General features: G+C 63.6%; 22 protein-coding genes and 2 pseudogenes. 13 read left to right on the top strand and 11 right to left on the bottom strand.

Annotated features, from left to right (window positions below; translation table 11 throughout):
- Positions 1-31 precede the first annotated feature (31 nt).
- From OKB81_RS11310 to efp, 3 genes are all read left to right on the top strand, one after another.
- Positions 32-1,093, top strand: coding sequence for a GMP reductase (locus OKB81_RS11310; protein WP_270805249.1), 1,062 nt, complete (start codon positions 32-34; stop codon positions 1,091-1,093).
- A 91-nt stretch (positions 1,094-1,184) separates the two neighbouring features.
- Positions 1,185-2,381: an elongation factor P maturation arginine rhamnosyltransferase EarP gene (gene earP, locus OKB81_RS11305; RefSeq protein WP_160837060.1), complete on the top strand. Its 1,197-nt coding sequence runs from the start codon at positions 1,185-1,187 to the stop codon at positions 2,379-2,381.
- A gap of 45 nt (positions 2,382-2,426) precedes the next feature.
- Entirely contained in the window at positions 2,427-2,993 is a 567-nt protein-coding gene (gene efp / locus OKB81_RS11300) for an elongation factor P (RefSeq protein ID WP_010673788.1), read from the top strand.
- A gap of 94 nt (positions 2,994-3,087) precedes the next feature.
- On the opposite strand, the gene OKB81_RS11295 is transcribed toward efp, so the two are convergent.
- The 4 genes from OKB81_RS11295 to OKB81_RS11280 are packed head-to-tail and all read right to left on the bottom strand — an operon-like array spanning position 3,088 to position 6,409.
- The gene (locus tag OKB81_RS11295) at positions 3,088-3,759 is read right to left on the bottom strand and encodes a methionine ABC transporter permease (RefSeq protein ID WP_160837061.1); all 672 of its coding nucleotides are present in this window, start codon (positions 3,757-3,759) and stop codon (positions 3,088-3,090) included.
- Positions 3,744-4,538 (bottom strand): methionine ABC transporter ATP-binding protein, encoded by a 795-nt coding sequence (locus tag OKB81_RS11290; RefSeq protein ID WP_160837062.1) that lies wholly within the window; start codon positions 4,536-4,538, stop codon positions 3,744-3,746. Before OKB81_RS11290 ends, OKB81_RS11295 begins: the two co-directional genes overlap by 16 nt.
- Positions 4,535-5,347, bottom strand: coding sequence for a MetQ/NlpA family ABC transporter substrate-binding protein (locus OKB81_RS11285; protein ID WP_042014517.1), 813 nt, complete (start codon positions 5,345-5,347; stop codon positions 4,535-4,537). The genes OKB81_RS11290 and OKB81_RS11285 overlap by 4 nt, the downstream gene beginning before the upstream one ends.
- 21 nt (positions 5,348-5,368) lie before the next feature.
- Complete coding sequence (locus OKB81_RS11280) at positions 5,369-6,409, bottom strand: isopenicillin N synthase family dioxygenase (protein WP_160837063.1); 1,041 nt, start codon at positions 6,407-6,409, stop codon at positions 5,369-5,371.
- 310 nt (positions 6,410-6,719) lie between these two features.
- On the opposite strand from OKB81_RS11280, the gene OKB81_RS11275 reads away from it, so the two are divergent.
- Positions 6,720-7,490 (top strand): DUF3530 family protein, encoded by a 771-nt coding sequence (locus OKB81_RS11275; protein WP_160837064.1) that lies wholly within the window; start codon positions 6,720-6,722, stop codon positions 7,488-7,490.
- A 120-nt stretch (positions 7,491-7,610) separates the two neighbouring features.
- Positions 7,611-8,567: a D-2-hydroxyacid dehydrogenase gene (locus OKB81_RS11270; protein ID WP_160837065.1), complete on the top strand. Its 957-nt coding sequence runs from the start codon at positions 7,611-7,613 to the stop codon at positions 8,565-8,567.
- A gap of 86 nt (positions 8,568-8,653) precedes the next feature.
- Here OKB81_RS11270 and OKB81_RS11265 read toward each other — a convergent pair whose 3' ends face one another.
- Together OKB81_RS11265 and OKB81_RS11260 are read right to left on the bottom strand one after the other, a co-directional pair.
- Positions 8,654-9,127, bottom strand: a complete 474-nt coding sequence (locus tag OKB81_RS11265; protein WP_039041096.1) for a YMGG-like glycine zipper-containing protein — start codon at positions 9,125-9,127, stop codon at positions 8,654-8,656.
- 241 nt (positions 9,128-9,368) lie between these two features.
- Positions 9,369-10,913: pseudogene (locus OKB81_RS11260) on the bottom strand (diguanylate cyclase domain-containing protein).
- Positions 10,914-11,203: 290 nt separating this feature from the next.
- Here OKB81_RS11260 and OKB81_RS11255 point away from each other — a divergent pair.
- Together OKB81_RS11255 and OKB81_RS11250 are read left to right on the top strand one after the other, a co-directional pair.
- Positions 11,204-11,806: a nitroreductase family protein gene (locus OKB81_RS11255; protein ID WP_270805248.1), complete on the top strand. Its 603-nt coding sequence runs from the start codon at positions 11,204-11,206 to the stop codon at positions 11,804-11,806.
- A 107-nt stretch (positions 11,807-11,913) separates the two neighbouring features.
- Positions 11,914-13,374: a sensor domain-containing diguanylate cyclase gene (locus OKB81_RS11250; protein ID WP_234888565.1), complete on the top strand. Its 1,461-nt coding sequence runs from the start codon at positions 11,914-11,916 to the stop codon at positions 13,372-13,374.
- 21 nt (positions 13,375-13,395) lie between these two features.
- On the opposite strand, the pseudogene OKB81_RS11245 reads toward OKB81_RS11250, so the two are convergent.
- Positions 13,396-13,803, bottom strand: a pseudogene (locus tag OKB81_RS11245) (HAD-IA family hydrolase); the annotation flags it as partial.
- A 44-nt stretch (positions 13,804-13,847) separates the two neighbouring features.
- A complete protein-coding gene (locus tag OKB81_RS11240; RefSeq protein ID WP_010673776.1) occupies positions 13,848-14,072 on the bottom strand; it encodes a hypothetical protein in 225 nt (74 codons plus the stop codon).
- 114 nt (positions 14,073-14,186) lie between these two features.
- Here OKB81_RS11240 and OKB81_RS11235 point away from each other — a divergent pair, with 114 nt between their 5' ends.
- The gene (locus OKB81_RS11235; protein ID WP_160837067.1) at positions 14,187-15,074 is read left to right on the top strand and encodes a LysR family transcriptional regulator; all 888 of its coding nucleotides are present in this window, start codon (positions 14,187-14,189) and stop codon (positions 15,072-15,074) included.
- Positions 15,075-15,119: 45 nt separating this feature from the next.
- On the opposite strand, the gene OKB81_RS11230 is transcribed toward OKB81_RS11235, so the two are convergent.
- From OKB81_RS11230 to OKB81_RS11220, 3 genes are all read right to left on the bottom strand, one after another.
- Positions 15,120-15,755 (bottom strand): cold shock domain-containing protein, encoded by a 636-nt coding sequence (locus OKB81_RS11230; protein ID WP_134996972.1) that lies wholly within the window; start codon positions 15,753-15,755, stop codon positions 15,120-15,122.
- Between the two features lie 103 nt (positions 15,756-15,858).
- Positions 15,859-16,425 carry a cysteine hydrolase family protein gene (locus tag OKB81_RS11225; protein WP_160837068.1) on the bottom strand — a complete coding sequence of 189 codons (567 nt, stop codon included), beginning with the start codon at positions 16,423-16,425 and terminating at the stop codon, positions 15,859-15,861.
- 140 nt (positions 16,426-16,565) lie between these two features.
- Positions 16,566-17,729: an FAD-dependent monooxygenase gene (locus OKB81_RS11220; protein ID WP_053288740.1), complete on the bottom strand. Its 1,164-nt coding sequence runs from the start codon at positions 17,727-17,729 to the stop codon at positions 16,566-16,568.
- Between the two features lie 224 nt (positions 17,730-17,953).
- Between OKB81_RS11220 and miaB the strand changes: the two genes are divergently transcribed.
- From miaB to lnt, 5 genes are all read left to right on the top strand, one after another.
- Positions 17,954-19,387 (top strand): tRNA (N6-isopentenyl adenosine(37)-C2)-methylthiotransferase MiaB, encoded by a 1,434-nt coding sequence (gene miaB / locus OKB81_RS11215; protein ID WP_010673772.1) that lies wholly within the window; start codon positions 17,954-17,956, stop codon positions 19,385-19,387.
- Positions 19,388-19,437: 50 nt separating this feature from the next.
- On the top strand, positions 19,438-20,496 hold the full coding sequence (locus OKB81_RS11210; protein WP_010673771.1) for a PhoH family protein: 1,059 nt from the start codon (positions 19,438-19,440) through the stop codon (positions 20,494-20,496).
- Complete coding sequence (ybeY, locus tag OKB81_RS11205; RefSeq protein ID WP_103243596.1) at positions 20,493-20,957, top strand: rRNA maturation RNase YbeY; 465 nt, start codon at positions 20,493-20,495, stop codon at positions 20,955-20,957. Before OKB81_RS11210 ends, ybeY begins: the two co-directional genes overlap by 4 nt.
- A 95-nt stretch (positions 20,958-21,052) precedes the next feature.
- Positions 21,053-21,934, top strand: coding sequence for a CNNM family magnesium/cobalt transport protein CorC (gene corC, locus OKB81_RS11200; RefSeq protein ID WP_010673769.1), 882 nt, complete (start codon positions 21,053-21,055; stop codon positions 21,932-21,934).
- Between the two features lie 180 nt (positions 21,935-22,114).
- Positions 22,115-23,644, top strand: a complete 1,530-nt coding sequence (lnt, locus tag OKB81_RS11195) for an apolipoprotein N-acyltransferase (RefSeq protein ID WP_160837071.1) — start codon at positions 22,115-22,117, stop codon at positions 23,642-23,644.
- Positions 23,645-23,758: the final 114 nt, after the last annotated feature.

Below are 23,758 nucleotides of genomic sequence, written 5' to 3'. Positions count from 1 at the left end.
GATCTATCAACCCCCGAAAGGGGATCAAGAGATGATCGTCACATTCGACTGTCAACGGGGGGCTGGTGAACGCTTACGTTTCAAGGATGTCCTGTTTCGCCCCAAGCGCTCTACTCTAAAGAGCCGTTCCCAAGTCAGCCTGACCCGCCAGTTCACCTTCAAGCACACCCAGACCCAATGGCAGGGCGTGCCCGTCATCGCCGCCAACATGGATACCGTCGGCAGCTTCGCCATGGCGCGTACCCTGGCCAGCTTCGAGATGATGACGGCGGTGCACAAGCACTACAGCCTTGCGCAGTGGCAAACCTTCGTCAATGAGACCGACCCGGCCCTGCTGGGCCACGTAATGGTCTCCACCGGCACCTCGGAGGAGGACTTCACCAAGACCCGCCAGATCCTCGCGATGTCCAGCGCCCTGCGCTTCATCTGCGTGGACGTGGCCAACGGCTACTCCCAGCACTTCGTCGAGTTTTTGCGCAAGATCCGCGAGGCCTGCCCGAACCACGTCATCCTGGCAGGCAACGTGGTGACCGGCGAGATGGTGGAGGAGCTGATCCTCTCCGGCGCCGACATCGTCAAGGTGGGCATAGGCCCGGGCTCGGTCTGCACCACCCGGGTCAAGACCGGGGTCGGCTACCCGCAGCTCTCCGCCATCATCGAGTGTGCCGATGCGGCCCACGGCCTGGGTGGCCAGATCGTCGGTGACGGCGGCTGCACCTGCCCGGGGGATGTGGCCAAGGCATTTGGCGGCGGCGCCGACTTCGTGATGCTGGGGGGCATGCTGGCCGCTCACGAAGAGTGCGGCGGTGAAATCGTCGAGGTCGATGGCGAGCCCTTCATGAAGTTCTACGGCATGAGCTCGGCCAGCGCCATGGACAAGCACGCCGGCGGCGTCGCCGAGTATCGCGCCTCCGAAGGCAAAACCGTACTGCTGCCCTACCGCGGCCCGGTGGAGAACACGGTGCGCGACATCCTGGGCGGGGTGCGATCCACCTGCACCTATGTGGGTGCCAGCCAGTTGAAAGAGCTCACCAAACGCACCACCTTCATCCGGGTGCGCGAGCAGGAGAACAACGTCTACGGCAAGGAGTAAGTTCCTCCTTCGGCCCCGAGCCGACCGTTAGAAGCCAGCCAACCGGTGTGCTACCCTGCGCACCGGTTTTTTGCATCTGGGACCCTGCGCCATGACAAGCCCTCTCCCCCCGTTCGACTGGGACATCTTCTGCTGCGTCGTCGACAACTTCGGTGACATCGGCGTCACCTGGCGACTCGCCCGCCAGCTCAAACAGGAAGGCGCGCTCCCGGCGCAGAAGAGTGAGATGCAGGTGCGGCTCTGGGTGGACGATCTGGCTAGCTTCGCCCGCATCTGCCCGGCGCTCGACCCCGCACAGGACGGTCAGTGGGTCGATGGCATCTATGTCCAGCACTGGCACGAGCGCCTCCCCGCCGACATGACCCCGGCCAGGGTGGTCATCGAGGCGTTTGCCTGCGAGCTGCCCGCCCCCTTTATCGAACGCATGGCCGAGCAGACCACGCCCCCCTGCTGGATCAACCTCGAATACCTCTCCGCCGAGAGCTGGGTCGAGGATTGCCATGGCCTCGCCTCGCCCCAGCAGGTCGGCAGCCGGCGCCTCGACAAGTACTTCTTCTTCCCGGGTTTCACCGCCAGAACCGGCGGCCTCTTGTGCGAGCACGGCCTCATCGTCGAGCGCGAGCGCTGGCAGCAGGATGAAGCGGGACTGACTGCCTACTGGGCCAGCCTCGGCCTGCCACCCCAACGAGAAGACGAGCTGCGGATCAGCCTCTTTACCTACGAGAGCGAGGCGCTCAGGAGCCTGGTCGAGGGCTGGCGCCAGACCGTCACCCCCGTCACCCTGCTGCTGCCGCTGGGGCGCTCCCTCGACGACGTGCTCATCGGCGCAGGGCTGGCAGAGGCCATTCCCGGTGCCCGGGCCGGAGATCTGCTCCAGGCGGGCAACCTCACCATCAAGCTGCTGCCGATGACCGATCAGAGGGGCTACGATCGCCTGCTGTGGAGCTGCGATCTCAACCTGGTGCGCGGGGAGGACTCCTTCGTGCGGGCCCAGTGGGCGGGGCGCCCCTTCCTCTGGCACATCTACCAGCAGGAAGAGGATGCCCACATGGTCAAGCTGGACGGTTTTCTCGACCACTACCTCTCCCCCTTGCCAGCGCCGGCCGGTCAGTGGCTGCGCCGCTTCAACCATGCCCTCAACCGGGGGGAGCATACGGGTGAACTCTGGGCACAATGGCCTCAATACGCGGCCATATGTCAGCAACATGGGCGCACCTGGCCACAGAGGCTGCTGGCGGACGGGGATCTCGTCACGAGGTTGGTGAAATTTTTAGAAAGCCGTATATAATCTGGCAGTTTTTATCCGTCCGTTTCACGAACAGGAATTTTTTACATGAAAACCGCACAGGAAATCCGCGCTGGTAACGTAGTCATGATCGGCACCGAGCCGATGGTGGTCCAGAAGGCTGAATTCAACAAATCCGGCCGTAACTCCGCCGTGGTCAAGATGAAGCTGAAGGGTCTGCTGAACGGCAGCGCCACCGAGACCGTCTTCAAGGCCGACGACAAGCTGGAAGTCGTTCAGCTGGAGCGTAAAGAGTGCACCTACTCCTACTACTCCGACCCGCTGTATGTCTTCATGGACACCGAGTACAACCAGTACGACGTCGAGAAAGACAACCTGGGTGATGCCCTGAACTACCTGGTAGACGGCATGGAAGACCTCTGCGAAGTGACTTTCTACAACGAGAAAGCCATCTCCGTAGAACTGCCGACCACCATCGTGCGTGAAGTCGAGTACACCGAGCCGGCCGCCCGTGGCGACACCTCCGGTAAAGTGACCAAGCCTGCCCGCCTGAAGGGCACCTCCTACGAGCTGGCCGTTGCCGCCTTCGTGGAGATCGGTGACAAGATCGAAATCGACACCCGTACCGGTGAATTCAAGCGTCGCGTCAACTAAGTTGACCCCTTGATGTGATTGCAAAAAAAGCGAGCCAAGGCTCGCTTTTTTATTGGCTGGCACCTCACGGCCGGCCTGATGAGAAGCCGTGCCCCTAGCGGCGATGGGCCAGTGCCCGCACCAGCCTGTCCCCCACCCCCTGTACCAGTTGCACCAGCAGCAGCAACATGACCACTGTCCCTGCCATCACCTTGTCGTCAAAGCGCTGGTAGCCGTAGCGGATCGCCAGATCCCCGAGCCCGCCGCCACCGACAACCCCTGCCATGGAGGAGAAGCCAATGAGCATCACCACCGTCAGGGTGAGTCCGGCCAGCAGCGCCGGCAAGGCCTCGGGCAGCAGCGCCTTGACGACCACGTGCCAGCCGCTGCCCCCCATGGCGAGCACGGCTTCGACGCGCCCCTTGTCCACCTCATCGAGGGCGCTCTCCACCACCCGGGCAAAGAAGGGGAAGGCCCCCAGGGTAATGGGAACGATGGCGGCGGTGCTGCCCAGTGAGGTGCCGACCACCAGCCGGGTCAGGGGGATCAGGGCGATCAGGAGCACCACGAAGGGGAGCGACCGCCCGATGTTGATACCGATCCCCAGCACCATGTTGAGACGGGGCAAGGGCAGCACGCCCCCGGGACGGGTCACCACCAGCAGCACCCTGGTCGGCAGCCCCAGCAACAGGGTGAACACGGCCGCCACTCCCACCATGTAGAGCGTTTCGAGCGACCCCTGATACATCAGTTCGAGCAAGGCATCGACACTCAGGCGACTCTGCATAAACGCACCTCCTCTGTGACTCCGTGACGCGCCATGAAACGCCGCAGGATCTCGGGATCCGGCAACAAGGCCTGTCGCACGCGGGAGTCGGGGTTGGCCAGCAGGGTGCCCAGAGCGCCGCTTTCCACCAGCTGACCCTGTTCAAGCAATGCTGCGTGATCGCAGATGGCCCTGACCACCTCCAGCTCGTGGGTGATGAGCACTATGGTGATCCCGAGGCGGCGGTTGATGTCGGCAAGCAGCGCCAGCACCGACTCCGTGGTCTCCGGATCCAGGGCACTGGTCGCCTCGTCACAGAGCAAGTGGCGCGGATTGGCGGCCAGGGCGCGGGCGATGCCCACTCGTTGCTTCTGCCCCCCCGACAACTGGGAGGGAAAGGCGCGACGGTGCTCGCCAAGCCCCACCAGTTCCAACAGCTCGCTGACCCGGGCCGCCCACTCCCGGCGCGCCACTCCGGCGATTTCCAGCGGGACCGCCACGTTCTCCTCCACGCTGCGGGCGTGCAGCAGATTGAAGTGCTGGAAAATCATGCCGGTCCCCTGACGGTGGCGGCGCAAGGCCGCTCCCTCCAGGGCCGTGATGTCGCGACCATCGAACAGGATGCGGCCCCGGCTTGGCCGCTCCAGCAGATTGAGGCAACGAATGAGCGTGCTCTTGCCCGCGCCGCTGCGCCCGAGAATGCCGTAGATGGCCCCATCCGGAATCTCGAGCGACCCCCCCTCCAGAGCGGGTTGCCCGTGCCCCGGGTACTGCTTGCCGAGCCCCTCCAGCACGATCATGACTGCCGCCCGGCCACCGGGATCACCGACCCCTTGTAGCTCTTGCGAATGAAGTCGGCGATCGCCCTGGACTCCAGATCCCGCGCCAACTGGCGGATCCGCGGATCATCCTTGAGCGCCGGGGTGGTCACCAGGATGTTGGCGTAGGGATTGTTCTGGGCGCTCTCCAGCCCCAGGGCATCGCGAGCAGGCTCCAGCCCCGCCTCCAGGGCATAGTTGCCATTGATCACCGCCAGATCCACGTCGTCGAGGGAGCGCGGCAGCTGCGGCGCCTCGATCTCCAGGATCCTGAGCGCCTTGGGGTTGGTGGCGATGTCGTGCACCGTCGCCAGATCCCGCGCCGGATCTTCATGGCCGGCCTTGAGGGTGATGAGCCCCTCGTGCTGCAACAGATAGAGGGCCCGGCTCAGGTTGGTGACATTGTTGGGCAGGGCTATCACCGCCTTTTCCGGTACCTCCCTCAGGTGCTTGAACTTCTTCGAATAGATGCCAAGAGGCTCCACGTGTACGGTCGCGGCCACCACCAGCTCGGTGCCGAGCGCCTTCTCCTGATCCCGCAGGTAAGGGACGTGCTGGAAGTAGTTGGCATCCACATCACCCGCCACCAACAGGGCATTGGCATTGATGCCGCCGCTGAGCTCGATCACCTGCAGATCCAGCGAAGGGTCCTGGCGTTTCACCTCGCCGAGGATATCCGCATGGGGCAGTGGATCCGCGGCAACCCGCAGCGCCTGGGCTGCCTGGGCGGAGAGAGAGAGTCCGAGGGCCAATACCAGGCCGCTCAGGGAAAACAGTCCGTGCTTGTTCATCTTGTGCTCCTTGCCATACAATCAATGGGTGGTTTCGCCGACCGCCAGCGCCCGGGGCGCCGACAACAGATCGGCATGGTGGCGCAATGCCACATCAGGGTGGGAACGCAGCCGCCCCTTGAGGTAGTTCCAGCCCACCTCCCGCAGCAGCGGATTGTGCGGGTCGGTGGCAGGCCCCCTGGCTTCACGGGCCAGTGTCTCGGGCAGCGGATAGACGGGCACCACGGCGTCGAGCTGGGCCCCCAGGAAGAAGGCGATGGAGAGACGCTCCTGCCCCGGCGCCGACGGCACCACCCGGTGCACGGTCGCACGCAGGTAGCCGTTGCTGGCGAGCTCCAGCAGCTCACCGATGTTGACCACGAAGGTGCCGGGGAGCGGGAGCGCGTCGATCCAGTGATCCGGCGCCACCTCCACCTGCAGGCCGGGCTGGTCATCCTGCAGCAGGAAGCTCAGGAAGCCCGAATCCTTGTGGGGACCGACCCCCTGGGTGGCGCCCCGCTCACCGGGATAGCGGATCAGCTTGATATGTTCGTTGGGACGCTCTCCGTGCAGGGCATCGAAGGCATCTGGCGACAGTGCGAGCGCCTCGGCAAAAGCCCCGAGCAGAGTACGGGACATGCGGGTCATCTGCCCACGCCAGCGCGTCAGCACGGGTTGCAGTGTCGGCAGCACCTCCGGCCACTGATTCGGCCCCTGCAACCGCCACCAGGGCGGGTCGCCCGCCGCGCGCGGCAAGGCTGGGCGATCGGCACCGATATCAAACTGCTCTCTCCAGTCGGGTTGACCCCGGGTCAGCTCCGCCCCCGGTCGGTTGTAGCCACGAAAATGGGGAGAGTGGATCATGGCGACCTGCTGCTTGGCCGCCAGAGGCAGCGCAAAGAAGGCCCGCGATAGCTGCTGTACCTCCTGTTGCAGCTCGGGATCGATGCCGTGGCCGGTCAGGTAGAAAAATCCCGTCTCTCTCGCGGCATCGCGCAACGATGCCAGAAAATCGGCCCGGGCGTCGGGCGAGGCATCCAGCTGCCTCAGGTCGAGGATGGGCAAGTGAACCAAGGTGCTCATGGCGATAACGCTCCCTGTCGATGGAAAGTGAGGGTGAATCTCTCGTTCTGACGAGACAGGGGGAAGAATTCTCCGCCTGCGGCCAGTGACAACATGCCCCGGCCCCCCTGTCTGCCTGCCCTTACTGAACCATGTATGGGTCACGGGATGGAACAATCAAAACCGGGAATGCTTTGCCATTTGGAACAATCCCGGGCCCGTGCCCGGCCCGCCGGTCAGACCCTCTTCGCCACCGCCGATGCCGATGTGCCCCCTTGCCCTAAAGAAACCCCCGGCGAGGCCGCTATGAGGGAGTGCTGGAGGATCCCCCATGACATTTCGCCCCTATCTGCTGCTGACCCTGCTTGCTTTTGCCGCCCACGGCGCCGGGCAGGCACCGTCAAGCGCCGCCCCGGATCCAGCCCCCCTGGTTCCCCCCGACTACTGGCAGAGCAGCGACTGGCAGGGAATACCCGACAGCACCAGGGTGGACAAGCAACAGGTACTGTTTGCCAAGCACGACAGCGACAACTACGTGGGTCTGGTCATCCTGCTGCCCGACTGGCAGCGCAGCGGCCAGCTGTGGCAACTGACCCGGGAGCTGGGGCGCCTCGGTTTCGATACCCTGCTGCTGCTCCCCTCGCCGCAGCAGACCGAGCTCGACCCTGCCGCCGAGAAGAAACAGCAGGTCATCGACGATTTTCGCAAGCAGTTTGCCTCCCGCATCAGCAAGCTGGGGGATGCCAAGCTGCAGGAGGGGGGCTTCAAGCTGCTGCTGGCCCAGGGTACCAGCGCCGCCTGGGCCGCCAACCTCATCGCCAGCGAACAGTTGCCCGCCCCCGATGCCCTGGTGCTGCTCGACGGCTTCTTCCCCAACCAGCTGAGCAACCAGACCCTCGCCAAGCAAATAGCCCAGGGCAGCATCCCTACCCTGGATCTCTATCAGGAGGAGGGAGGACGCTGGCCCCTGCTGGCGGCCGAAGCCCGCAGAAGCGAGAGCCGCCGCAGCCACAAGCTCAACTACCGCCCCTATGCCCTGATGGACCTGGAGGAGACGCCGGGGCGCATCCAGGGCTGGCTGACGCACCTGGGCTGGATCTGAGTCCCTCCGAGGCACAGCCACCCGCCTTTACCTTCCCCATCGGACTTGGCCCGATGCCACCGCGCTGGTCAGCCGCCCTCCATGTTTGGCATCATGTCCGAACCAATGGCAGGAGGCTTCATGCAGCAAATCGTGTTTCTCGACAGCGACACCCTGGACACCGGCATCAATCTACGCCGCCCCGATTTTCCCCATCACTGGCAAAGCTACCCGACCACGGCACCGGATCAGGTGGTGGAGCGGCTCAAGTGCGCCAGCATCGCCATCATCAACAAGGTGCGCATCGGGGCCGATGAACTGGCCCAGCTGCCCGAACTGCGCCTGATCGCCCTGGCCGCCACCGGCAGCGACAACCTGGATCTGGAGGCGTGCCGCGCCGCCAATGTCGCCGTGTGCAATATCCGCAACTACTCGGGCCCTTCCGTCCCCGAGCACGCCATGGCCCTGATGCTCGCCCTGTCGCGCAACCTGTTCGCCTGGCGCCAGTCCCTGCTGGAGGGGCGCTGGCAACAAAGCGGCCAGTTCTGCTTCTTCGACCACCCCATCACGGATCTGCATGGCAAGCGCCTCGGGATCATCGGCAAGGGAACCCTGGGACAGGCACTGGGACAGCGGGCCAGCTCCATCGGGATGGAGGTTTACTATGCCCAGAGCCAGGTCGGCTCCCCGGGGGATGACGACAGGCTGCCCCTGGATGCCCTGCTGCAAAGTTCGGATGTGATCAGCCTGCACTGCCCGCTCACCCCCTACACCCGCCATCTCATCGGGGAGCGGGAGCTGGCCCTGATGAAACCGGGCGCCCTGCTCATCAACGTGGGCCGTGGCGGTCTGGTGGACGAGCAGGCGCTGCTCGAAGCCCTCGGCAACGGCCGTCTGGGCGGCGCCGGTTTCGATGTGGCGAGTGTCGAGCCGCCGCCTCCGGATCACCCTCTGATGCAGGCCCTGCGTTACCCCAATTTCATCCTGACTCCCCACGTGGCCTGGGCCAGCGAAGAGTCGATGCAGCGCCTCGCGGATCAGCTCATCGACAACATCAACGCCTTCTCCCTTGGCAGGCGCCAGCACCGGCTGGTGTAAGAGGCCGCTCGCCGCCCCTCACGGGCCGGCAGCGGGATCAAAAAAGGGGCCAAAGGCCCCTTTTTGTCGGTCAGCTTGCCGCGGCATCAGTCGTCATGCCATCTGTGCTTGCGGTGCTTTTTGTGTTTCTTGTGGTGCTTGTGATAGCGCCTGTCATCGTAATAGCGATCGCCGCGGCTCTCATGACCATCCCCGGTCCTGGCTCCGATGGCAGAGCCACCGGCACCACCGATGCCGGCGCCGATCAGCTGGCCCGTGCTGCCACCGACGCTCTTGCCGATGGCAGCCCCGCCCAGGGCACCAACGGCGCCGCCGAGCGCAGCTTCGTTCTTGTTGCCTCTATTGGCCGTGGCCGCACCACCGGCCGCGCCCCCCAGGGCTGCCCCCACCAGGGCGCCGGTGTCGCCACCCAGCTCCTTGCCGATCATGGTGCCCGCCACCCCGCCGGCTCCGCCGCCGAGAATGGTATTGAGGGTCTCGGATGCCTGCACCTGTCCTGTGCCCAACAGCAACGCCCCCAGCAGCGCCAGTGCGCTCATGCCAAACGGTTTCATTTTCATGGGGTACTCCTGTCAAACCTGATGATTGATTATTTTTCCCTACACTATACAAAGCCCCCTGACCTGCGCCACTGCCGCAAGGGGCACCTCACGGCCAGCCCTCCCTGTCTCCGGTTCGCGACACAATGCAAGAAAGCAGGCTAACCACCTGAAACCACATCAAAAAAAAAGGTCACACGAGAAATCATCCCCGTCATGACCCTTTTCTAGGCCCAAAGGCCCTTTTTTGCAGCGATCACCGTCAGACAGATACTGTCACAACCTCCCCGTCAACGGGCAACGACGCCGCCAGATGCCAGCAATCCCGCCCCTGGTGCTTGCTCTCGTACAGGCAGGCATCGGCCCGCTCGAGCAGCGTCAGGGCATCATCCGGATAGCGCGCGCCGCCGGCGCTCAGGGTGATGGCGTCGGCGAACTCCCGCCATTTCAGGGCCTTCACCCGACCGAGCAGGTGGGTCAGGCGACATTCCACCTCCGCCTGCTCCCAGGGCAGCAAGGCCGCAAATTCATCGCCCCCGATGCGGTAGACCTGCTCATCCCCCAGGGTTCTCGCCATGATGGTGGCTACCCGAAACAGCACCGCATCCCCCACACCGTGTCCCCAGCTGTCGTTGACGCGCTTGAAGTTGTCCACATCGAACAGCACCAGCCAGTAGGGTGTCCCCGCCTGCTCCAGCCCGGCCCGCTGCTGATCGAAGGCCCTCCGGTTCAGGATGCCGGTGAGAGGGTCGTGGAGCAGGGCATCCTGCCCTTGCAGCAGGCTGTTTCGCACCTGTTCTATCTCCCCCAGGCTGCCGTGCACGAACCAGGTTCGCTGACGCCGCTGGATCTCCTTTCGCGCCTCATCCCGGATGAGGCCGCTGAGCGAGCCCTGCACAAGCGCCTGCTCCTGGCGAAAGATCCGCATCAGAAAGCACAGGCTGCACAGCCAGATGCAGAGCAGCGCCAGGGCGGGCAGCACCACCATCAGCAGGGTGTCTTGCAGGTTTTCATGAAAATGGGAGGGGGGGAGATAGACGTTGAGATCCCACTCCATCCCCTCCAGAGCGTGTTGCAGGTGGCGACCTGCCCAGAACCCGTCCAGGCCGACCGCCTGCGTCTCCCGCTCGAGACGGGGCGGCAACAGCGACAAATTGTGCCTCACCACCAGCTTGCCGCCCTTGCGCTCGGTGATGTAGAGGGCCACCGGATCCTCACCCACCGCCCGGTGCAACGCCCCCTGCAAGGCGCTGAACGACATGTCCACCATCAGCAGCCCAAGCAGTTGCCCCTCATCATCCTTGACCCGCTTGATGAGAGTCAGTACCTGCCGGGCCGAATCGAACTCCGGGTAGGGACCGAACCAGACGAGATCATCGCCCTAGCCGGACAGGGTCTGGTACCAGGGCCGCGCCTGTGCCCGGTAGCCCTCTGGTTGCTGCCAGTCGGGATAGCTGTCGAGCCGATGGGTGCGCGCGTTGTAGAAATAGAGGAAGTGGGCGTCGTACTTGAACTGATGGGCAATGGCCCAGATGGGATTGATGGCCGATGCCCCGGCAGCGATGGCCTGCTTGTCCAGGGACGCTTCCAGTACGCCAAGCTGGCGGCGGTTGTCCTGCGCCATGTCCTGGAGCAGGGTGGCGTCGAGGGCGGCCAGCATGTGACCGTAACCCGCCACCGTCTTGTCGATGCTGCTCAGGTAGCTGGCTGCCGCCAGCAACAGGGTGGCGATCAGCACCAGCCCTCCCAGGAGAAACGACAGCGGAGTCAGTATGTAATAGCGTTCCTTGATCAGCGCCGCCGTCATGTCAATCTCTATAAAATGTCATATTGGATGAATTTTATAGATTAAAAATCTGCAAAATATATTAATTGAAGTCATTAATATCCACTGCTAATGATAAAAAAGATATCAAGGTGTCTCACGGCCATATTCACATCCGTCATGTGAATATCCATAAAAAGTAGAAACAGTCATTACTCCTCGTTGACGGTTTATTGCCCGCAAGGTGATATAGTCGATGACTCGAGAAATTGGAGCCAGATGACCTTTGTCGGCAACGCTGGCGGTGATGATTCATCAACCAAGGAGATGTTATGAGCAGTCCGTTTATCGAACAGATCAAAGCACGTCGTACCATCTATGCCCTGGGCAACCGGGTGACCCACTCCGAGGCCCAGCTGACCGCCCTCATCAAGGATGCCGTCAAGCACAGCCCCTCTTCGTTCAACTCCCAGAGTTCCCGCGCCGTCATCCTGTTCGGCGAGCAGCACCACAAGCTGTGGGACATCGTCAAGGCGGAGCTCAAGAAGATAGTGCCGCCGGAGGCCTATCCCCAGAGTGAAGCCAAGATCAACGGCAGCTTCCGCGCCGGGACTGGCACCGTGCTCTTCTTCGAAGACACCGCCGTCATCGAGGATCTTCAGCAGAAATTCGCTCTCTATGCCGACAACTTCCCCATCTGGTCCGAACATGCCACCGGGATCGCCCAGTTCGCGGTCTGGACCACCCTGACCCAGGAGGGCATCGGCGCCTCCCTGCAACACTACAACCCGCTCATCGACGATGCGGTGCGCAAGGAGTGGGACCTGCCCGCCAGCTGGCTGCTTCGTGCCCAGATGCCTTTTGGCAGCATAGAGCAACCTGCCGGCGACAAGACCTTCATCGACGACGACGTGCGTTTCCGGGTCTTCAAGTAAGCCTTCACGCCCCCTCCACCAGGGGGCGTTTTCTTCTCTCCCCCTCGTTCACCCTTGTCACGTGCCAGCCATACTCTGAACAAACCCCCTCTTGTCAGGAGGTCCCCATGGGGGACATCGCACGCCAACGTACCTCATGCACATTGACGCCCTTGTCCGCTCTGTTGTGTGTCGCCGCCCTGGTACTGCTGTTCTCGCTGATCGGCATCTTCACCCGCCCCCCCAACCTGCTGGCGGCCTTCTGGCCTGCCAATGCGGTCCTGCTCGGCTGCATGGTGCGCTATCCACGCCTGGCCACCCCGGCGGGCTGGGCCGGCGGCATACTGGGCTTTTTTCTCGCCGCCCTCTTCACCGGCGAGCCCCTGTTCAAAACCATCCTGCTGACCTGCGGCAACCTGGCCGGCATCGGCGTCGGGTATCTGCTGATGCATCGGCTCGCGCCTGCCGACAAGCTCCTCAGGCGCCCCACCTCCCTCGTGCTCCTGCTGCGAAACACCCTGGCCGCCTCCCTCGCCGCCGGCGTGGTCGGCGCCATCATCAATCCCATCCTGTCTCTGGGCCCCCCGCTCTACGGGCTGGGCTTCTGGTTTGCCAGCGAGCTGGTGAACTACATGACCATACTGCCGGTGCTCCTGACACTGCCTCCCCATGACAGCGTGCCCCCCTGGCGCACCTTCCTTTACCGCACCGAGTTCTCCTGGGCCAGATTGATGCCGCTGCTGAGCCTGGTGGCCTCCCTGCTGCTCACCCTGCTCGTCGAGGGGCCGGGATCCATCGCCTTCCCGGTACCGGCGCTGCTCTGGTGCGCCGTCACCTACTCCGTCTTCGCCACCAGCCTGCTGACCCTGAGTTACAGCACCCTGATCCTGATCGCCCTCTCAAACGGCCACCTCGTCATCAATCACGATGTCCAGACCCAGTACTGGATGTTCTCCGTCCGGATAGGGGTCATGTTGATCGCTCTCACCCCCCTGACCGCCGCCAGCATCATGGCGGCCCGCAACAGCCTGCTGCGGGAGATGAAACACCTGGCCCACCACGATCACCTGACCGGTGCGCTGAACCGGGCCGGCTTCTGGTCGGCCGCCAATGAACTGCTCCAGCACCTCACGGTGCAGCGCTACCCTGTGGCGATCTGCATGCTGGACATCGATCATTTCAAACGCATCAATGATCGTCACGGTCACGAAGAGGGTGACAACCAGTTGAGCAGCTTCGCGGCCCGGGTGCGCGACCAGCTTCGACCGGGAGATCTCTTTTGTCGCCTGGGGGGAGAGGAGTTCGTGGCCATCTGGCCCGGCCTCAGCGAGGAGCAGGCCATGGCGGTGGCCGAGCGGCTGCGAAAAATCGTCGCGCAGCCAGGGGAAGAAAAGGGAGCCGAGCCCGCCGTCTGCATCACGGTCAGCATCGGTATCGCCTCCCAGAGAGAGGGCCCCTTCAATCTGGACGAGCTGCTCTCTCGCGCCGATCAGGCGCTCTATCTGGCCAAGCACAATGGCCGCAACCGGGTGGAACGCTATTCGGCTGAGCAGGCTTCCCCCAGCATCGGGCAATCTTGCGGCGCCTGAATGGCGTGCCCCTTGTCGTCATCATCCTGCCTCTGCCGGCAGCGGGGCAGGCAGATGAAGATGGAGCCCGTCCGGTGCCACCTCGATCTCGATCCCGCGCCAGTCCCGCAGCCAGCCCTTGAGCCTGTCGTCATACCGCCTTGTTCCCCCCATCTGCACCACCTGGCAACCCGCCTGCAGGGCGCTGGCGATGCCCGCTGGCGCATCCTCGAACACCAGGCAATCGGCCGGAGCCAGTCCCAACCGGCTGGCAGCCAGCAAATAAGGCTCGGGATCCGGCTTGCCCCGTACCACATCCCCGGCGCACACCAGGAGACGGGGCAGCGGCAATCCGGCGTGCAGCAGCCGGTGCTCTGCCACCCTCCGGCTTGCGGAAGTCACCAGCGCCCAGCGCGTCGGCGGCAGTTGTGCGAGCCGTCGCCGGGCACCGTCCATGTCCAGCAGCAGGGCCGCGGCCTTCAAGCGCACCGCGCTCACAGGGCTCTCCCCGCCAGCGCATCGGCGAAGACCTGCCGCTGGGCAGCGGCCTCGTAACAGGCGAGCGCCTGCTCCGCATTGCTGGCCCACACCGGCAAGGGGGCGACGACGAACCCCTGCTGCAACAGACTGGTCAGCAGCTCCCCGGTCTCCGGTGCGGCCAGCGGCTGAGCCATCACCAGGCTCCCCTTGATCAAAAACAGATAGCGTTCGCTCGACATGACATGACTCCTTGTGACTGAACAGCGGGCAAGCAGGCCCGTTTCGAGACCATTAGAACAAGGAGATTAGATAATTTATAATCAATAAATCACCACATTGGATAACCAAATGGAATGAGATTCGACCTGAGACAATTGCAGGTCTTCGTCACGCTGGCCGAGAGTGCCAACTACCGGGAGGCGGCCAGCCGGCTTTTTGTGACGCAACCGGCCCTGACCAAGCAGATCCAGGGGCTGGAGCAGGCCCTCGGCAGCACCCTGTTCAACCGGGGCCGCCACGGGGCCGAGCTGACCGCCATCGGCCTCCAGTTGCTGCCCCAGGCCATGGCTCTGGTGGATCACGGCAAGGGATTTGAGCAGCATGCCCTGGCGCTGGCAAGCGGTGCCGCCGGACGCCTCAACATCGGGTTCGGGCTCTCCAGCTTCGCACTGGCCCCCTCCCTGGTAGCCCGTTTCAAGCAGCAGGCCCCCGACGTGCTGGTTCACCTGCGGGACACCACCTCCGCCATCCAGCAGGAGCACTTGCTGGCGGGTAGGCTGCAACTGGGCTTCATGCGACGGCCTGATGCGCCGCAGCTGAGGGAACACAGGCTGCTGACGGACAGACTGGTGCTGGCCGTCCCCACCCAGGTGGCAGGGCCGGACTTCGACCTGGAGCGGGCGCTGATCCGCGATCCCTTGCTGCAGATGGTGGGCCATCGCTGCCCGGGTCTCAGCCAGCAGATCGCCCGCTTTCTCGGCGCCAACCGGCTGACCGGTCTCATCCAGGAGGCGGAAGACATCCAGACCCTGGTCGCCCTGGTGGCCGCCGGTATCGGCAACGCCATCCTGCCGCGCAGCGTGGGGTTCATCGCAGGCAAGGAGGTGACCCTCTACCCCCTCTCCGGCCCCTGGTCGGAATGGGAAATCAGCCTGGTGTGGAACCCGGAATTTGCCGATCCCATTCGGGATCGCTTTCTGGCCCTGGTCAGGGCGGCATATCCGCAGAGCCACAGCCTCTGAGAGGAGCGCAGCCCGAACCGGAATCCTGAAGTACAAAACGGCTGGCTAATGGCCACACCACTGCCGCTCGCAGGGGATGCCGTCTCCTTCCCCATCCATCTTGGTATTGGGGCAATTTTGCAAAAACCAGGTCGCCTCCTCGCAGGAAGTCATCTGGGAGCAATGCTGACGGCCATCGCACTGACGAACAAAAGTCGGTGCCTGAATCGTACTGTTCGAAGTACTGTCCTCCTGGCTAAAAGAGGGAGCGGATGGAAGTGAGGCAAACTCGGCCGAGAAGCGGGAATAGAGGGAGAACAACCCCGCCAGCACCAATAGGGGGATTAACTTGCCACCCCAGCGCCCCTTGCGACGAGGAGCATGATACTCCCGGGTTCTATATGTGGTGGCGTGTGGTGCCCGAGGGCTCAAATCCTCCCTGCTCCCACGATCCGGCATGGATGGCATAGGTCCGCCAGCCAGCGAGAGCGGGCGGTCGGGAAAGAACACTTGTACGGCACAAGGCTTGCCATCCTTGCTGCTCCCGATCAGATAGGAAACCTTTTCCCCCACCTCCGGCGGCCTGCCATCGAATTGCAGGGTGGTGATGTGAACAAAAAGATCGGCTCCGCCCTGCTCCTGCTTGATGAACCCGAAACCGCGTTGTGAATTCCAGCTCGCGATCCTGCCCTGATAACGCATGTCCTCATCCTTGTGGCCAGTACGGTTCCACTCATGTTGCCCGAAATTGGTTCGGTTTCAACAGAGCATTGGCATGAAAAATGAGTGGATTAGATACGAGTGGTCAGAGCAGCTCCGCGACCTTGATGATCTCGGCAATGCGACCGAGCATGCGCAGGGAAGCCTGGTGTTCTGCGGCATCCGCCGCCGCACAGGCATCCTCCAGGATGGTGATGGCGTAGTCCCGATCGTGACCATCTCGCACCGCCCCCTGAATGGCCCAGCTGGTACTCACGCCGCACACATAGAGATGCTCGATGCGATTGGCCCGTAGCGCCGGCTCCAGCGCCGTGCCGTAGAAGGGGCTGACCCTGGGTTTGGTCAGCACCAGATCCCCGGGTTGCACATCGAGCTCCGGGTGAAAGTCGGTGCCGCTGTCCGCCAGGGAGAGGGCCCCGAACTGCCGGGCACGGCCAAACATGGGGGAACCCTTGGGTTGCAGCAGATAGCCCTCGTCAAACCCCACCTTGATGAGCACCACCAGCCAGCCGTGAGCGCGGGCATGATCCAGCGCCTGATTGGCGTGCACAATGGCGTTCTGCTCGATCACCTGGGCCGCCGAGGCGGCGATGCGCCCGTCCGGGTGGGCGATGTCGTTGATGAAATCGATCACCAGCAATGCCTTGTTCATGGTGTGCTCCCCCCTTGCCTGAGGCCGTTTTGCCCCTGCGCCGCCAGGATCACTCCTCGCGGCCATATAAAAAACCGGCTGGCACCATCACACGGATTGATATGCCACCCGATTGGTACCTGGCAGTGCCACGCACTGCCTCATACCAGCCCAAGCGCATAGCGTAGCGCCATCTCCTTGAGGGGGCCCGCCTTGTCCGCCAGATTCAGCGCCAGGTTGCGGGCAAGCCTGAGGGGGCCTATCTCGTTGCTGAAGACCCCGTAGAAGAGATCCATCCCCGACTGCATCAGCAGGTTGTCAGGGCGGCGTCGCCCCTCGTAACGCCCGGCCAGCGCCAGCTCATGCCACTGTGCCCCCGCCTTGCCGAGCAACCCGGCCCAGCAGGCCACGTCCTTGAAACCGAGGTTGACCCCCTGCCCCGCCAGCGGGTTGATGGTGTGGGCCGCATCCCCGAGCAGCACCACTCGCCCGGCGTGATAGTCGTTGGCGTGGCGGCGCACCAAGGGGAAGCTCCCCTTGGCCGTCACGGTGAAACCGCCAAGGCGGCTGGGGAAGTGGCGGCGCACCTCGACGGCCAGGGCCTCGTTGCTCATGGCGGCCAGCGCCCGGATGCGGGCCGGGCTGTCATACCAGACCAGGGAGCCATGGCGGCCCGGCAGCGGCAGGAAGGCGCGCGGGCCGCTCGGGGTGAACTGCTGCCAGGTGATGTCTTCCTGTGCAAAATCGGTGTCGATGTTGATCAGCATGCAGTGCTGGCGGTACTCGAAACGCGACACCCCGATGCCGGCCAGTCGCCGGGTGTGGGATTCGGCACCATCGCAGGCCAGCACCCAGCGCGCCTGCAGCTCGGTGCCGTCATCCAGGGTCAGCACGGCGTCATCCGCACTCTGGCGCAGACTCGTCACCGCCGCCGGGGTATGGGTCTGGATGGTCGGGAAATCCTCCATCCTTTTCAGCAGGGCGAGCTGGATCAGCCGGTTCTCGATGATGTAGCCGAGCTGGGGCAGCCCGAGATCCACCGCGTCGAAGCGGGTAGCGAAGCCGTCCAGCTCCCAGGTCTCCAGCCGGCGATAGGGGCACAGCCGCATCTGCTGCAGATATTGCCAGGCACCGGCCCGGGTCAGCAGCGCCACCGAGGCCTGACTGATGGCGGAAACCCGCAGATCCAGCGGCTGCTCGGGGGCATAGGGCTCGGGCAACCGGGTCTCGATGACCCGAACCGAGAGCCCCTCTGCCGCCAGCAGGCAGGCGGTGGCGGCGCCCACCATGCCGGCGCCGACGATGGCAATATCACACTGTTCCATAACTTGATTCCTGCAAGGAGTCCCCGCGATAAGGGGCAAGGGCCGAACCGAATGGGGCATGATAACGCAAGGAGGCGGCAGAAACAGTGAGGGGGATGCGCAATTGCCGACGACAAGCCGGCCCTGATGGCGACGGGCGGCCCCAGACTGGTCAGCACCGGGATTGCGGAGTAAAATGGCCGGTCCTTTGATCCTGCCGATTTCAAAACCAGTCACGAGAAGCAATGAGCAAGAAACTTCATATCAAGACCTGGGGCTGCCAGATGAACGAGTACGACTCGTCCAAGATGGCGGACCTGCTGGATGCCAGCAATGGCTACACGCTTACCGAGGAGCCGGAAGAGGCAGATGTGCTACTGCTCAACACCTGTTCCATCCGCGAGAAGGCCCAGGAGAAGGTGTTCCACCAGCTCGGTCGCTGGAAGAAGCTCAAGGCGAAAAAACCGGGGCTGGTGATCGGGGTGGGCGGCTGCGTCGCCTCCCAGGAAGGGGAGAACCTGCGCAGCCGGGCGCCCTATGTGGACATCGTCTTCGGACCCCAGACCCTGCACCGCCTGCCGACCATGATCAAGCAGGTGCAGGAGGGGCGCGGTGCCCAGGTGGACATCGCCTTCCCCGAAATCGAGAAGTTCGACAACCTGCCCGAACCCCGTGCCGAGGGGGCGACCGCCTTCGTTTCTATCATGGAAGGCTGCTCCAAGTACTGCTCCTTCTGCGTGGTGCCCTACACCCGTGGCGAGGAGGTGAGCCGGCCACTGGATGACGTGCTCTATGAAATCGCCCAGCTCGCCCAGCAAGGGGTGCGCGAAGTGAACCTGCTCGGCCAGAACGTCAACGCCTACCGGGGGCCGACCTTCGACGGGGAGGTCTGCACCTTCGCCGAACTGCTGCGCCTGGTGGCTGCCATCGACGGCATCGACCGCATTCGCTACACCACCAGCCACCCGGTCGAGTTCACCGACGACATCATCGAGGTCTATCGTGATACCCCCGAGGTGGTCAGCTTCCTGCACTTGCCTATCCAGAGCGGCTCGGATCGCATCCTGACCATGATGAAGCGCCCGCACACCGTGCTGGAGTACAAGTCCAAGATCCGCCGCCTGCGCGCCGTGCGTCCCGACATCACCATGAGCTCCGACTTCATCGTCGGCTTCCCGAACGAGACGGACGAAGACTTCGAGGCCACCATGAAACTCATCGAGGAGATCAACTTCGACATGAGCTTCAGCTTCATCTACAGCCCGCGCCCCGGCACCCCGGCCGCGGACCTGCCCGATGACGTCGACATGGAAGTGAAGAAGGCCCGCCTGACCCGACTGCAAAACCGCATCAATCACCAGTCCATGCTCATCGGCCGCGCCATGCTGGGCTCGGTGCAGCGCATCCTGGTGGAGGGGCCCTCCAAGATGGATCCCATGCAGCTCAGTGGCCGCACCGAGAACAACCGGGTGGTCAACTTCGAGGGGCCGCACCGCCTCATCGGCGGCTTCGCCGACGTGGAGATCACCGACGTACGCCCCTACTCCCTGCGCGGCCGCTTCATCCGCGGCGAGGACGAAATGAACCTGCGCATCGCCACGGCCCCGAGCGAGATCCTCGCCCGTCGTCCTGACAACGTGCCCGATGATCTGGGCGTTGCGGCCTTCAGACCCCATTGATGACTCTCTCCCCCGCCCCGTGGCGGGGGAACAACCGATAAGAGGACACCTTGAGCCGACACATCTCCACCCTGAATCTGCATCTGGAACCCGCCGACAACCAGCGCCTCGCCAGCCTGTGCGGACCCTTTGACGACAACCTCAAGCAGCTGGAGCGCCGTCTCGGCATCGAGATAAGCTACCGGGACAACCACTTCCAAGTGATCGGCAAGCAGGCCCAGGTGGAGGCGGCTGCCGTCATCCTCAAGCACCTCTATGTGGAAACCCAACCCCTCAAGGGGAGCAAGGTGAGCGACATCACCCCCGAGATGGTGCACCTGGCGGTGCAGGAGTCCCGCGTGCTGGAGCAGGACGACGAACCCGCCCCTTCCCTGCCGTATGGCAAGGAGGTCACGGTCAAGACCAAGCGCGGTCTCATCAAGCCCCGCAGCCCGAACCAGGCCCAGTACATCGCCAATATCGTGCGCCACGACATCAGCTTCGGCATCGGGCCCGCCGGGACCGGCAAGACCTATCTCGCCGTGGCCGCCGCCGTGGATGCCCTGGAGCGCCAGGAGATCCGCCGCATCCTGCTGACCCGCCCGGCGGTGGAAGCCGGTGAGAAGCTCGGCTTCTTGCCCGGCGATCTTTCCCAGAAGGTGGACCCCTACCTGCGCCCCCTCTACGACGCCCTGTTCGAGATGCTGGGCTTCGAGCGGGTGGAGAAGCTGATGGAGCGCAACGTCATCGAGGTGGCGCCGCTCGCCTACATGCGCGGCCGCACCCTCAACGACGCCTTCATCATCCTGGACGAGGCCCAGAACACCACCACGGAACAGATGAAGATGTTCCTGACCCGCATCGGCTTCAACTCCAAGGCGGTGGTGACCGGCGACATCACCCAGGTGGACTTGCCTCGCAGCACCAAATCCGGTCTGCGCCACGCCCTGGAGGTGTTGCAGGGGGTCGATGGCCTCTCCTTCAACTTCTTCGAGTCCAAGGACGTGGTGCGCCATCCCGTGGTGGCCCGCATCGTGCAGGCCTACGAGGCATTCGATGCCCAGCAGGCGGCCGAGAAGAGCGCAGCCACTCCCCGCAACGAGAACACCAGCAAAGAGAGTGCCCAATGAGCGTGACCCTGGATCTGCAACTAGCCTGTGCCAGCAACGACGGCCTGCCGACCGAGGCCCAGCTGCAAGGCTGGCTCGACGGCACCATTCTGGGCTTCCAGCCCGAGGCCGAGGTGACGGTGCGCCTGGTGGACGAGGCGGAGAGCCGCGAGCTCAACCACACCTATCGCGGCAAGGACAAGCCCACCAACGTGCTCTCCTTCCCCTTCGAAGCGCCACCGGGTCTCGAGCTGCCCCTGCTCGGGGATCTGGTGATCTGCCGCCAGGTGGTCGAGGCCGAAGCCGTCGAACAGGGCAAGCCCCTGATGGCCCACTGGGCTCACATGGTTGTGCATGGCAGTCTGCATCTGCTAGGTTATGACCATATCGAGGACGAGGAAGCCGAGGAGATGGAGCAGCTCGAGCGCGACATCATGCAGGAACTGGGCTTCGCCGATCCTTATCTGAACGACGAAGAGTAACGAACCGGATGGTCATCGTCTTGAAACAGCCGGTGCCCATCCTCATATAGCCACAACGATTTCAAGTGTGTTCATACGAGTAACCAAGAGAGAAAATGACCGACGATCACCCTAGTACCGGCTCGCCGAAGAAAACCTGGCTCGACAAACTCAGCCAACTCTTCCAGGGCGAGCCAAAAGACCGCAATGATCTGGTAGAGGTCATCGCCGATGCCGAAGAGCGGGACCTCATCGATCAGGACACCAAGGACATGATCGAGGGCGTGCTCGAAATTGCCGAGCTGCGCGTGCGTGACATCATGATCCCCCGCTCCCAGATGGTGACCATCGAGAAGTCCCAGCCGGTGGACGAGTTCCTGCCGGTCATCATCGAATCCGGCCACTCCCGCTTCCCGGTGATCAACGAAGACAAGGATCACGTGGAGGGCATCTTGCTCGCCAAGGATCTGTTGCCGTTCGGTTTTGGCGGCCAGCATGCCAGCGAACCGCTCCAGCTGGAGAAGATCCTGCGTCCCACGGTGATCGTGCCGGAGAGCAAGCGGGTCGATCGCCTGCTCAAGGAGTTCCGGGAAGAGCGCTACCACATGGCCATCGTAGTGGACGAATTTGGCGGTGTCTCTGGCCTCGTGACCATCGAGGACATTCTGGAGCTCATCGTCGGCGAGATTGACGACGAGTTCGACGACATCGAGGACGAGCCGGAAGAGATCCGCCGCATCAGCAAGCGGGTCTTCTCGGTGAGCGCGCTGACAGAGATCGAGGACTTCAACGACTTCTTCGGCACCCAGTTCAGCGATGAAGAGGTGGACACCGTCGGCGGTCTGGTGATGCACGCCTTCAGCCACCTGCCCAAGAAGGGTGAAGAGATCGAACTCGACGGCTACCTGTTCAAGGTGATGCACGCCGATCGCCGTCGCCTGCAACAGTTGCAGGTGAAGATCCCCGAGCATCATGCGGCGGCGCAGCCGGAGTCCTGATCCCGCCCAGCACCACGCACATCCCGCGCCCCTCTCGTCAGGGGCGCTTTTTTTGCCTCTCTCCCGCCGCGCGACCGCCCCTGGACCCACGCCGACCGCGAGGCTCGCCGTTGACCCGGTTTGCGGTTAAGATGTCGGCCATTGTGTTTCCATTCAGTCCAATTCGAGCCCCGATCCCCCGTGAAATCGAAACTCCTGACCAGCCTGTTTGCCATTGCCAGCGGCGCCATCGCCGTGTTGGCCTTCTCCCCTTTCGGCTACTGGCCCCTGGTGATCCCCTCCCTGCTCGGCCTTTACGCCCTGCTGGACAAGGCCACCCCCAAACAGGCAGCCTGGCGCGGCTTCGGCTACGCCATGGGTCTGTTCCTGCCCGGGCAGTGGTGGATCCACGTCAGCATGACGGAGTTTGGCGGCATTCCGCTGCCGGCCGCCTTCGTGCTGCTGGCCGGGCTCTGCGCCTATCTCTCCCTCTACCCGACCCTGGCTTGCTGGCTCTTCGCCCGCTTCTTTGTCGGCCGCCACTGGAGCCGCTGGCTGCTCGCCTTCCCGGCGCTCTGGCTGATGGCCGACTGGCTGCGGGGCTGGGTGATGACAGGCTACCCCTGGCTCTGGTTCGGCTACACCCAGATAGACGGCCCCCTCAAGGGCTTCGCTCCCCTTCTCGGGGTGCAGGGCATCACCCTCGCCCTGCTGCTCACCGCCTCCGCCCTCTGGCTGGTATGGCAGCACCGCAAGCCGGCCTGGCTGCTGCTCCCCGTCGCCCTGGTGGGCGCCGCCCAGGGGCTGATGCAGCTCAACTGGGTGACCCGGGGTGAGCCGGTCAAGGTCGCGCTGGTGCAGGGCAACATCGAGCAGTCCCTCAAGTGGGATCCGGAGGCCCTGGTGCCGACGGTGCGCAAGTATCAGGATCTCAGCCGCGAGAACCAGGATGCCGACATCATCGTCTGGCCGGAGTCCGCCATCCCGGCCATCGAGAAGGAGATGGGTACCTATCTGGAGAGCCTGGACAAGGCGATGAAGGTGAACGACACCGGCCTGCTGGCGGGGATCATCCATTACGATCTGAAACAGCAGCGCTTCTTCAATACCGTGCTCGGCATGGGGGTGCAGGATGCAGAAGGCAAGGAGTCCTACTACTACGAGCACAAGAACCGCTACTACAAGTACCACCTGCTGCCCATCGGCGAGTTCGTGCCCTTTGAAGATCTGCTGCGTCCCATCGCCCCCTTCTTCAACCTGCCCATGTCCTCCTTCAGCCGGGGTGACGAGGTGCAGCCGAACCTGATCGCCAAGGGGCTCAAGTTTGCCGCCGCCATCTGTTACGAGATCATCTTCCCGGACGAGGTGCGCCGCAACGTGCAGCCGGATACCGACTTTCTGCTGACCGTCTCCAACGACGCCTGGTTCGGTACCAGCATCGGCCCCTGGCAGCACATGGAGATCGCCCGCATGCGCGCCCTCGAGCTGGCCCGCCCGCTGCTGCGCGACACCAACACCGGCATCACCATCGTCACCGAGATAGACGGCAGCATCATCGCCCAGATCCCGCAGTTCGAGGCTGGAGTATTGCGTGCCGAGGTACGCCCCGCCCACGGCCAGACCCCCTATCTGCGTTTTGGCAGCTGGCCCATGTATGGCCTGGCCGCCGCCCTGCTGGGGCTGGCCCTGTGGCTGCGCCCACGTGCCCACCCCTGGGCACGCAAGGGCTAAGACCACACAACGCCGATAAACAAAAGAGGCGCCCTTGGGCGTAATGCCGATCAGTTAAGGATCCATTGACCGATCCTCAGGCTGTGTAAGAATCCGAAACTCCTTGTTGGGTTT

Source organism: Aeromonas sp. QDB56 (genome assembly GCF_027705505.1).
Taxonomy (GTDB): domain Bacteria; phylum Pseudomonadota; class Gammaproteobacteria; order Enterobacterales; family Aeromonadaceae; genus Aeromonas; species Aeromonas caviae.
This window is presented reverse-complemented; position numbering and strand designations above follow the sequence as displayed.